The following is a 6,884-nucleotide window of genomic DNA, read 5'->3' as shown; positions in this document are numbered from 1 at the left end:
GGACGAGCCGGCCACCGGCAGCAGCGCGAGCACCGCGCCGACCAGTCCGGCCGCCATCCGCTGGCTCCAGCCGAACGCCGGGATGCGGCGGGCGATGCGCCCGCGCAACTGGGCCGGGATCTCCAGCAGGACGGAGAACGCGAAGCAGGCCCACGCCAGCCAGCCGACGACGACCAGCAGCCACAGGAACAGCCGCCCGTCGTCCGGACCGGTGAGCGCCTGCCCGATGCCGTCCGGGGCGACGTCGCCCATCGCGGCGACGGCCTGCGTCCCGTAGAGCAGGAGGGCGGGCAGGCCCAGCAGCAGGGCGACCAGGGTGACCAGCGCGGCGAGCGCGGTGATCACGGCCCCGGCGCGGCCCCCGCCCGGCGCCCGCCGGGCGGGGGCCTGCGGGACCCGCTTGTGGCTCCGGGCGGTCCTGGCCCGGTCCGGGGCGGGTCGGGTCTGGTCCTTGGCACGTGGCGCGGCCATCAGTCGGTCTCCGCTTTCTCGACTCCGTGGACGAGGGTGGCACTGCCCACGCCCGTTACCTCCCGCTCGCCCAGGGAGCCCAGCAGGACGGGCCGGAATTTGCTCGTCACCGTGACGGTGACGACCGTGCCGCCCTCGGAGAACTTGACCGCGGCGGCCTTGAGGCCGTAGAGCCCGAGGTAGGCGTCGACGGCCTGTTCGGCGTAGTCGTGCTTGACCTGGATGCCCTTGTCCTGGAGGACGGCGGCCTGGTCGAGCTGCTGTCCGCCGACCCGGGCGGCCTCCTGGGCGTAGGCGTCGTTGCGTTCGAGGACCCGCAGCCGGCCGCCGACGTCGACGACGATGGCGATCACGAACACCAGGTAGACGGCGCAGATCGCCACGAAGAGCGAGACCGCACCGCGATCGGACCGCCCGCGCAACCGGCCGGGCAACCGAACCTGCCCGAGCAGCCCCGACCGCAGCCGTCGGGCACCCTCACGTGCACGCACCTTCACACCCCCTCGGACCCTCGGACTTCCGCACTGCTGTTCGCCCCCCCGGCTGTTCATCCACGAGCTGTCCACCCACGAGCTGTCCGCCCCCGGGCCGACCGCCGCCCGTCCGTTCGTCCCCCGGCCCCGGGCCCCCGGCCCCCACCGGGCGCCGCCCGGCCCCGTTCCGTCATCACCCGAGCGCTCTCCGCTTGCGTCTCCCCCGCCCGGGCCGTCCCCAATCCCCGGATCCGGCCCACCTGTTGTCACGTGCCCCGGTAACGGTCCACCACGGAGGTGAACTCGCCGGCCACGGTCTTCGTGAGGGGCACCCCGGTGAGCCCGCCGAGCAGGTCGCCCAGCCCGACCTCGCACACCACCCGGACCTTGACGGTGGCGACCACGCCGCCCGGCAGGTCGAGCTCCCCCGGGGTGACGGTCACCGAGAGCTTGCGGCAGGAGACGCCCTCCTGCTTCAGCTGGTCCCTGGCCGCCTCCTTCGCCGGATCCGCCATCCCGTCGAAGCTGCGCACGAGCGAGGCCGTGCGGGCGGCGGAGCGGGCCGCCGCCTCGACCGTGCCGGAGGTGGTCTGCAGCCGCCCCGCCGCGATCGCGATCAGGACCAGCCCGACCACGTACGGCGCGATGATCGCCGCCTCGATGGCCACCCCGCCGCCGTCCGGTCGCCGCCGGAACCCGGGCGGACGCCGCCGGAACCCGACCGCCCGACCGCACGGGCGCACCGAACCTGCGCTCACGGCGCCCCCGCTCACAGCATCCCCGTTCACGGTGCCCCCGCTCACGGTGCCCCCGCTCACGGTGCCCCCGCTCACGGCACACCCCCCGGCGGGACGAAGCGCTCGCGCGGCGCCTCCGCGAACTGGGTGATGTGCGGCGCGGACAGGCCGGGGATCAGCAGCGTCGGCGTCAACTGGACGGTGACCCGCACCCGTTGCGCCGTGCTCCCGTCGGTACTCACCTGGTACGAGCCGCTGCCCTGCCGGTGCAGGAATTCCTCGGCCCGTTCGCGCGCCGCCGCGTCCCTCGCGGCCTGGTCCTTCGCCGGGTCGTTCTTCGAAGCCCCGCCCTTCGCCGCGTCGCCCACGGCGTGCTGCGTCCGGCCGGCCTCGGCGCCCTCGCGGGCAGCGGTCAGCGCGACCTGCCGCGCGTACCACCACAGCGAGGCCTGGACGACCAGCAGGAGGAGCAGCAGGACGACTGGGAAGACGATGGCCAGGCTCAGGCTCATCGCTCCCCGGTCACCGCGGCGACGGGCGGGACGTCTCACGGGGTCGCCGCACCGCCGCCCGGGTACTTCGGCTCCTCCTCGACCTTCTTCGTCACCTTCTGCTGGAGGAACACCAGCGCCGCCGCGACCGCACCGGCGACGACCACCAACGCGATGACGGCGAGGGCGAGTTCGATGCTGATGGCACCGCGGTCGCCGCGGGCCCGGGCGGCGCGCAGCCGGCCGAGGCGGAAGGTGAACAGCAGCAGCGCGAACTGGACGGGCAGGAGCACGGGCCGCAGGAACAGCCCGGCGCCGTATTTGAGCCGGACGGCCAGGTGATTCATCGGATTCTCCCGGGGGTGTGGTGAGGAGGTGAGTGGCGGGGCAAGCCCATCCAACGGGCATCGGGCGGGCATCAGGCGAGCATCTGGTGGAGCGCGGGGAAGACGATCAGGACGGTCATCAGCAGGGTCAGCGCGGACCCGGGGGCGACCATCCGTTCGCTGTCGGAGTTGGCGCGGGCCAGGTCCTCGGCGAGCAGTTCGCCCCGCAGGCCCTTGGCGCGGGCCCGCAGGGTGTCGTACACGGCGGCGCCGTCGGTGCCGGACAGCCGCATGATGTCGGCGACGTCCTGGAGCGGGGTGAGGCCGAGCTCGGCGGCCAGCGCGTCCAGTCCGGCCCACGGCGGCAGGCGGTCGGTGGCGGCGCGGTCGAGGGCGTCGCGGATGCGCAGGAACACCGTGCCGCGGCCGACCGAGGCGGCCCGGCGCAGCGCCTCGGCGGGCCCGCAGTCGGCGGCCCGTTCGAGGGCGACGAGTTCGAGGTAGGCGGCGATGCCGTGCAGGTACTCGATGCGCGCCTCCTTGGCCTCGCCGGCGACGATGGCGTCGGGGACGAACCAGAGCAGCGCGGCCAGCAGCGGTCCGGCCACCAGCGGGAGCGCGAAGGGCAGTTGGACGTCCACGACGACGAAGACGGCGGCGAGGTAGGCGGGCAGCATGAGGCCGATCACGGCGAACAGCAGTTTGTGCACCATGAAGCGGGCCGGGGTGCGGCCGATCAGGGCGAGTTCGCGGTGCGGGACGCGCACGCCGCGCAGGGCGGCGGAACGTTCGCCGATCCGGTCGTACCAGCGCGGGCGCTCGTCCGGGTCCTCGGGGCGGTCGGCGGGGGCGCGGTGCAGCCGGTCCAGGGCCTGGCGCAAGTCCGGTGGTGCCGGGCGCAGTTCGGCGACCAGCAGGGCGAGCCCGCCGGCCGCGACGGCGCCGGCCAGGACGGACCACGGCGAGATCATCGGGCCTCCCCGAGCAACTCCGGTGCCTCGTCGGCGTCCTGGGCGTTCGCGGCCCGGCGGCGGCCGGTGCGGCTGCGCCGGTCGGCCACCAGCAGCCGGGGCACCGGCGGGTGGGAGGCGAGCGCGCGCATCCACGCGATGATGGCGACGAACAGCGCGGCGACGACGGCGAGCACGCACTGCCCGACGAGGGTGCTGTAGGGGCGGGTGTAGTCGGAGTTGAACGAGCCGACCACTATCACCAGCGTGATGATGCCGACCAGCCAGCGGATGGTGGTGCGGTGCTTGGCGCGGTCGGCCTCGATGGCGCGGCGCTGGCGCACCTCCTCGCGCACCGAGTCGGCCATGTCGGAGAGCGCGCGGGCGAGGCCGGGGCCGCTGTCGCCGGCCCGCAGGACGAGTGCGGCGAGCACCTTGTCGGCGGTGGCGTCGGCGAGGCTGTCGGCGAAGGCGCGCAGCGCCTCCTCGGGTCGCCAGCGAGCCTGGAGGCGGGCGGCGAGCTCGCCGATCTCCTCCTCCAGGGCGGCGGGGGCGGTGCGGCGGCTGGTGACGATGGCCTGGTTGAGGCCGACGCCGAGCAGCAGCACGTCCGCGATGCGCTGGGTCCACTCGGAGAGCGCCTCGAGGCGTTCGATCCGGTGGGTGTCGGAGCGGGTGGTGTCGAAGAGCCAGGGCAGGCCGAACACGACGAGCGGCACCAGCAGGGCGGTCAGCGGGATGCCGGTGAACAGCCAGCCGAGCGGCGCGCCGACGAGCGCGAGCGGCAGCTGGATCCGGCGCAGGCGGACCATCCGGGCGGGGGCGGTGCCGGGGGCGCCGTACCAGAGCACGTGGGCCCGGGTGGCGAGCGGGTTCTCCTGCTCGCCACCCGCCTCCTCCGCAGCTACCGGTTCGCTGCCGCGGGCCCACGCCACCAGGGCGACGACGCCGCCCGTGACGAGCAGCCCGCACAGCACGAAGAGCAGCATCACCGGGTGCCACCGCCGATCCGCAGCTGGAGCGGGGCGGCCCAACTCCCGTACCGGGAACCGAGGAGTGAGGCGTCGAACCCGACGCGGCGCAGGTCGTCCAGGCACTGCGGCGGGGTGTGCGGGACGGCGCGCGGCTCGCCGAGCTCGGGGCGCGGGCCGAACACGGTGTTCAGCGCGGGCCGGCCGCTCTCGCCGAGGCCTGTGACCTCCAGGACGTGCGAGACGAAGCGGTGCCGGCGCCCGCCGACGGCCGTCTCGTCGACCATGGCGACGTGCACGATCAGGTCCAGGGCGTTGGCGGTGAGGCGGTAGGCGAGGCCGTCGGTCATGTGCGAGCCGTACTCGAGGCAGAGTTCGGCGATGCGGTCGACCACCATGTGCGGGCCGCGGGCGTGCAGCGTGCACATAGAGCCGCCCTCGCCGTTGGTCATGACGCGCAGCATCGGCACGACCTCGCCGGAGCGGACCTCGCCGACGATGATGCGCGAGAGCGTCATCCGCAGCGCGGCCGGGATGAGGTCGCCGATCGTCAACTCCCCTGCCAGGCGGCCCTCGACGCGCTCGCCGTTGCCCTCGCGGGCCTCCATCGGGACGACCTGGCGCAGATGGCCGAGGGTGTGCAGCCAGAGCTCGAACTCCGACTCCAGGGTGCCGATCCGCTCGTCCGGCGGGATCTCGGCGGCCATCGCGCGCAGCAGGCTGGTCTTGCCGACGCCCTGCGTACCGGTGATCATCACGTTCTTCCTGGCCCGGATGGCGGCGGCCAGGAAGGCGGACAAAGTGCTGTCCAGGGTGCCGAGTTGGACCATCTCCGGGAGCGTCGCGGAGGCCACCCGGTGGCGCCGGATCGCGACGTACGGGCGGGGCGTCACCTCGGTGAGCGCCTGGAGGCGCATGCCGCCCTCCAGGCGCAGGGCGAGGGTCGGGCTGGCGGTGGAGAGGCTGCGCTCGCCGCCGCCGTGCTGGCGCGCCAAGTCCTGGAGCAGTTCGACGAGTTCGGCGTCGTTGTCGGCGACCGGCGGCACCTGGCGCAGGGGCTGGTGCACGCGCGAGACCCAGACGTCGTCGCAGCCGTTGATCAGGATGTTCTCGATCTCCGGGTCGTCCAGGTAGGGCTGGAGGCGCCCGGCGCGGAACAGCAGGTCGAAGACGGCCTCGGCGAGCGCGCGGTCCTGCTCCCGGGTGGGCGGGATGCCGTGGGTCTGCGCGTAGGCGTCGGACCAGCGCGCGACGGCCTCCTCGATCAGCGCCCGGCCGCGCTGGCGGCGGGTGGCGCGGTCCGGCTCGGCGCCGGTGCCGGAGGTCAACCGGGTGATCTGCTGGTGCAGTTCGGCCGCGACCTGGCGCTTGAGCTCGCGCGCGACCTGCGGGTCGACGGCCGGCCGGGTGGCGGCACCACGCAGGTCGAGCGAGGGCAGCTGGGACGGGACGGCGGTGGGCGTGGCCGGCGGCGCGGCGTACGCGGACTGCTGCGCGTACGGCGGCTGTTGGGCGTGCGGCGACTGCTGTCCGGGCGCCGGCTGGGGCACCGGCTGCGGACGGACCGGCCCGGTCGTGGGCAGCGGGCCCGACCACGGGAGGGCGGCGGGATCGGTGGACGGGCGCTGATGCAGGGGGCTACCGCGCACGGAGCACCTCCCCGGGGCCGTGGGGCCGGCCGTTCACCGGGGGCTGCTGCTCCTGGTGCGAGGACGGCTCCTGGACGTGCTGTTCTGGGACCTGCTGCTGGTGCGGCCCGTACGGCTGCGGGGCGTGCGCCTGCTGGACGTACGGCGGCTGCCCGTAAGCCTGTTGCCCGTACTGCGCCTGCGGGCCGTGGCCCGGGAACGGCGCGGGTGCGGCGGGCTGCGGCGCGAGTCCGGCGAGCGGTGCGACCGGGCCGGTGACGATCACCGGCGCGACCGGCTGCGGCTGCTGTTGCGGCTGCGGCTGGAAGTGCGGCTGTGACTGCGGCTGCCCGGAGTGCTGCATCGGAGAATGCAACCGCGCCTGGGCGTACGGCAGTTGCTCGGCCTCGCCCCCCGAAGGCGCCGCCATGGCAGCCGCCGCCGGCGCGGCCACGGTCCCCGCCACCGACGCGACCGACGGGACCGCCGCGACCGGCCCGACCGCAGCCACTGGCGCCTGCGCCACCGCCCGCCCGGGCGCCAGCCGTTGCCGCCGCCGTCCCACCGCGAGCTGCACCTCGTCCGCCGCGGACCGCGCCGTGCGCATCAACTCCGAACGGATGAACCGCCGGTCGGTGATGTCCCCGCCGTCGGAGAGCACCCGCGCGGTGCGCACCGCGTGCGGCAGCAGCCCGAGCACCGGCAGGCCGAACTCGCGCGACACCTCCGCCCCCGAGTACGGCCCCTCCGCGACGAGGAGCAGCCCGAGCGCGTCCGCCCCGGTGCCGGCCGCGGCGAGGTCCTCGGCGAGCGCGGCCAGCCGGGGCCGGGCCGCGC

General features: G+C 75.1%; 7 protein-coding genes and 2 pseudogenes. All 9 read right to left on the bottom strand.

Annotated elements, in window-relative coordinates; translation table 11 throughout:
• Positions 1–471 (bottom strand): annotated as a pseudogene (locus AB0O00_RS25640) (hypothetical protein); the annotation flags it as partial.
• On the bottom strand, positions 471–854 hold the full coding sequence (locus tag AB0O00_RS25635; RefSeq protein ID WP_363655508.1) for a hypothetical protein: 384 nt from the start codon (positions 852–854) through the stop codon (positions 471–473). The pseudogene AB0O00_RS25640 and the gene AB0O00_RS25635, both read right to left, overlap by 1 nt.
• Before the next feature lie 356 nt (positions 855–1,210).
• Positions 1,211–1,612: a TadE/TadG family type IV pilus assembly protein gene (locus AB0O00_RS25630; protein ID WP_363655506.1), complete on the bottom strand. Its 402-nt coding sequence runs from the start codon at positions 1,610–1,612 to the stop codon at positions 1,211–1,213.
• Between the two features lie 161 nt (positions 1,613–1,773).
• Positions 1,774–2,193: a TadE/TadG family type IV pilus assembly protein gene (locus AB0O00_RS25625; RefSeq protein ID WP_363655504.1), complete on the bottom strand. Its 420-nt coding sequence runs from the start codon at positions 2,191–2,193 to the stop codon at positions 1,774–1,776.
• 35 nt (positions 2,194–2,228) lie between these two features.
• Complete coding sequence (locus AB0O00_RS25620; protein WP_363655502.1) at positions 2,229–2,519, bottom strand: hypothetical protein; 291 nt, start codon at positions 2,517–2,519, stop codon at positions 2,229–2,231.
• Positions 2,520–2,590: 71 nt separating this feature from the next.
• Complete coding sequence (locus AB0O00_RS25615; protein ID WP_363655500.1) at positions 2,591–3,469, bottom strand: hypothetical protein; 879 nt, start codon at positions 3,467–3,469, stop codon at positions 2,591–2,593.
• On the bottom strand, positions 3,466–4,437 hold the full coding sequence (locus tag AB0O00_RS25610; protein WP_363655509.1) for a type II secretion system F family protein: 972 nt from the start codon (positions 4,435–4,437) through the stop codon (positions 3,466–3,468). The genes AB0O00_RS25615 and AB0O00_RS25610 overlap by 4 nt, the downstream gene beginning before the upstream one ends.
• A complete protein-coding gene (locus AB0O00_RS25605; RefSeq protein ID WP_363655498.1) occupies positions 4,437–6,068 on the bottom strand; it encodes an ATPase, T2SS/T4P/T4SS family in 1,632 nt (543 codons plus the stop codon). Before AB0O00_RS25605 ends, AB0O00_RS25610 begins: the two co-directional genes overlap by 1 nt.
• A pseudogene (locus tag AB0O00_RS25600) lies at positions 6,058–6,884 on the bottom strand (hypothetical protein); the annotation flags it as partial. The pseudogene AB0O00_RS25600 and the gene AB0O00_RS25605, both read right to left, overlap by 11 nt.

The organism is Kitasatospora sp. NPDC093558, assembly GCF_040683475.1.
Lineage (GTDB): Bacteria > Actinomycetota > Actinomycetes > Streptomycetales > Streptomycetaceae > Kitasatospora.
This window is presented reverse-complemented; position numbering and strand designations above follow the sequence as displayed.